A 3,791-nucleotide genomic window follows, 5' to 3' on the forward strand; every position below is an offset into this window, starting at 1 on the left:
TGTAGCAGACTTTTAGTTAATTGGTATTACGCGATTGCCGCTAAAGGGGCAGCGTTGTGATGCGATCGCATCTTTATTGAGTTCTGGCAAAAGACACTGGCATTGTGGGTTTTGAGTCTGTAGTATCGATCACCCTAGCCGCGATCGCTTTTTTTGCTCGTGCTGTTGTTTCCGTTCTGCCTGAATCTCTCGAATGGCTTGCTCAATAAACTCAGCAGGAATCTGAACTTCTGAGCCTGCCTGCACCAGTTCCGATACAGAGTAGCCTTGGGTTGAGCCAGCGTAGTAGCGGGAGGCTAAGGTCAGAACCTCTGTGGCAATGTCTTTGGGAATTTTAACTTCTGGGTTGTTCATGACTTAACGGGACTGATGCAACGGGGTTGAATCCTAACGACAACGTTGAGGTGATTACCAGCTGCCACCAGCACCGCCGCCACCACTACTACCGCCGCCAAAGCTGCCGCCCCCACTACTGCCGCCACCACTGCTGCCGCCACCACTGCTAGAGCTAGAAGGTGGAGGAGGGGGAGGTAGGCAAGGAATTGTTTCTTCCCTTTCTTGGTAATAGTCACAACACTGGCACTGGTCGATAATTAGGCGTCTTCCCGTGCTGTATTCAGTAGGGTGCTGCAAAATCTGCGTTGTGCGTGTTGCTGTCAATTCTTCACAAGTCGGGCATTCGCAAAATCGACTGAAGCGAGGCACATAGGCGACTCGGTGGAACCCCGATTCGGTTAACTGCTGGCTACACTCAGGACATTTCCAGCCTTCAAATCTTACACTGCCCAGTTGTTGCGCTACTTGCTCTGGTTTGCTCAACGTGAATTGAATGATGCTCTCATCTACTTTTTCCATCCGCTTTTTGCAATTAGCGCAGATGCAGACACGACGACCACCCTTGAATCGCGATCGCCCTTCGGGTTCAATCAAAACCCGACGATTCATAAAGGCAGCAGTCCCGATCGCCAATACTAATGCTCCACCCCCACCTAGCAGCCCCCAAGGCACCTTGGCATCCTCAGTCGGTTCCTGTTCAAGAGCAGAGGATTGAGTCGGCAAGAGTGTCTGTGCTGTACCGGAAGCGATCGCCGTTGGCGTTGGTTTCTGACTCACAGAGGAAGATTGGGGCTTTTCGATCGCAACCACGAGCGCTTTTGTCCCCGCTAAGGTACCACCCTTAAAATCCCCTTGCTTGAATCGCGGTGTGATTTGGGTGTTGATAATGTTGCCAACTTTGGCATCCGGCAATATCGCTTCCATGCCATAACCCGTTTCGATTTCCACACGGCGATCGCCTTTGGAAATCAACAACAGCACTCCATTATCCTTCCCTTTCTTACCAATCCCCCAGTAATTGAACAGCTTTGTTGTAAATTCCTTGGGCGATGCGGCTGGGGCCGTTTCGGGTACAGTCACCACAGCGATTTCGGTGCCATTTTTACGCTCTAATTGAGAAATCATGGAATTGAGTTGAGCTTCTGTCGGCTCATCCAGCATCCCTGCCATGTCCGTCACCCAAGTACCATTAATCTGTCGGGGATTGGGTACATCCTTCACCTCAACAGCTAGTCCCACACAGGGGAACAGAACAATTGCTAGAGTAAACGGACTAGCCTTGAGGAAACGTTTGAGTTGAAATCTTTCTGCTGTCATGGCTTGTATCGTTCCTTTTTACTGCCCATCTCTAGCATCCTTGAGGGGCAGAGCTATTAGTAGATCATTTATGGATCAGTAAAGGCTGGTTTGAAACTGACCTTGACATAATAAATGTTATCTGATATGGAAACTCTCAAAGCTTCTACGCCGGGACTCGCAAGAATTAAGCAAGCCAGAAAGGAAAAAGGGTGGAGTGTGGATAACCCGAAATGGCTGGAGGAAGCAAGTAGAGTTTTAGGAATCAACTGGGACGAAGCGGGTTACTTGGCTGAGGGGATTTCAGAAGGAACTTGGAAGCGTTTTTTAGCAGGGAAACGTCCCATTAAGGCTGAAGCATTCAAGGCTTATAGCGAGGTGTTGGGACTCAACTGGAAGGAAATTAGCGATCGCGCCTCCGTTCAAGACTGGGGAGAAGCACCGGAATCAAGTGTTTTTTATGGGCGCAGCGAGGAACTGACTACCCTAACCCAGTGGATTATAAACGATAGGTGTCGCTTAGTTACCCTCTTGGGCATGGGAGGAATTGGCAAAACGGCTTTAGCTGTCAAGTTAGCGGAGTCGATTCAAGAGCAATTTCAGTCTGTTATCTGGCGAAGTCTGCGTTATGTCCCACCCGTTGAAGATATTCTGGCAGAGTTAATCGGATTTCTCTGGGAGCAGAATCCCTCCTTGGCAAAGGGGAGAAAAGAGGAGGTTCTATCAGCCGGTTTCAATGCTCGATTATCCTTGCTGATTGACGGTTTGCGAAAGTACCGATGTTTACTGGTACTCGATAATTTTGAAGCCGTGCTGTGGGATGGCGAGTCTCATCCTGAAACGCTTCGCCACCGCACTGGAAGCTATTTGGAAGGGTATGAGGGGTATAGTGAATTTCTCAAAAGGGTGGGAGAATCGCCACATCAAAGTGCGATCATACTCATCAGTCGCGAGAAACCGAGAGAAATCGCTGCCATTGAAGGGAAATCCTTACCGATTCGTTCTTTACAGCTCAATGGTTTGCCAGAAATAGAAGCACGGGAAATTTTAAAAGCCAAAGGTTTAGCCGGAGAGGAAGAGTGGGAAACTCTAATTAAGCTTTATCGAGGTAATCCATTAGCCTTAAATATTGTTTCCACCACTATTCAAGATTTATTCAATAATAATGTTCCTGAATTCCTGAAGCAAAATACATTAGTCATCACTGGATTGACTGATATATTAGACCAGCAGTTTAAGCGCCTGTCAGTTTTAGAGAAGCAGATTATGTACTGGCTGGCAATTCACTGCCATCCTGTTTTATTATCCCAATTACAATCTGATATTTTATTTCCTGTCAAGACCTCTAAGTTAATTGAAGTACTGCAATCTTTAGGTTGGCGCTCAATTATTGAAAAAAGCACAGAACCGAGTGAAGTCCTTTTTACGCTTCCTCCCGTCGTAATGAAGTATGTTACAAACCATTTTGTTGAGCAAGTTTGTGAGCAACTGTGTGAGGATGAGCTTGAACTGATTTGTAGTCATGCTCTAGTCTGCTCCCAATACAGCAACAGCAACCTTCAAGAATTTCAGTTTAAGCCTATTTTGACATCTGTTAAAGAACAGCTCGCTTTATCCTTTAGAAGTGAAAAACGGGTTAGAGAACACCTCAGAAATCTTTTATCTATACTAGAAGGTAAGCCTACGCTAGACGTAGGGTATGCCCAAGATAACCTCCTCAAACTGCTTGCCGAACTAGAGTCGGGTTGTTAAACACGCACACAGCCAGTGTTGTATGAGCTACTGCATTAATCCTAACTGCCCGAATCGGCAAAATCCTGACGATTTAGAGTTGTGTCAAGCTTGCGGTACTAAATTACTTATCAATGAGCGCTATCAAATCATTAGACCGTTGCGTACTGGTCAAGCCTACAATAGCGAAATCTTTGAGGTCAGGGATTTCAAGGAGCGAGGAACCTCAAAAGTTCTGAAATCCTTGGCTGTTAGACATAACAATAGCCAGTTCGCTGAACTCTTTGATAAAGAAGCACGAGTTTTAATTTGGTTGAGTTCATCTTGGCAGGAACACCCTGGAATTCCCAGAGTAAATCCAGGCGGATACTTTCTTTGTAACCTTGGTAATGGCTGCCGGAGATTGCAATGCTTGGTGATGGAGAAAA

At 46.6% G+C, this 3,791-nt stretch carries 4 protein-coding genes; 2 read left to right on the forward strand and 2 right to left on the reverse strand.

Features of this window, described 5'->3' with window-relative positions; all coding sequences use genetic code 11:
• Positions 1–129: 129 nt before the first annotated feature.
• Entirely contained in the window at positions 130–354 is a 225-nt protein-coding gene (locus V6C93_RS09580) for a hypothetical protein (RefSeq protein ID WP_333476430.1), read from the reverse strand.
• Between the two features lie 54 nt (positions 355–408).
• Positions 409–1,653 carry a TPM domain-containing protein gene (locus tag V6C93_RS09585; protein WP_333476431.1) on the reverse strand — a complete coding sequence of 415 codons (1,245 nt, stop codon included), beginning with the start codon at positions 1,651–1,653 and terminating at the stop codon, positions 409–411.
• Between the two features lie 126 nt (positions 1,654–1,779).
• Here V6C93_RS09585 and V6C93_RS09590 point away from each other — a divergent pair, with 126 nt between their 5' ends.
• Positions 1,780–3,384: an AAA family ATPase gene (locus tag V6C93_RS09590; protein ID WP_333476432.1), complete on the forward strand. Its 1,605-nt coding sequence runs from the start codon at positions 1,780–1,782 to the stop codon at positions 3,382–3,384.
• Positions 3,385–3,406: 22 nt separating this feature from the next.
• Positions 3,407–3,791 (forward strand): 4-Cys prefix domain-containing protein (locus tag V6C93_RS09595; protein ID WP_333476433.1); only part of this gene is annotated, 385 nt, incomplete at its 3' end.

Source organism: Allocoleopsis sp. (assembly GCF_036703385.1).
In the GTDB taxonomy this organism is placed as follows: Bacteria; Cyanobacteriota; Cyanobacteriia; order Cyanobacteriales; family Coleofasciculaceae; genus Allocoleopsis.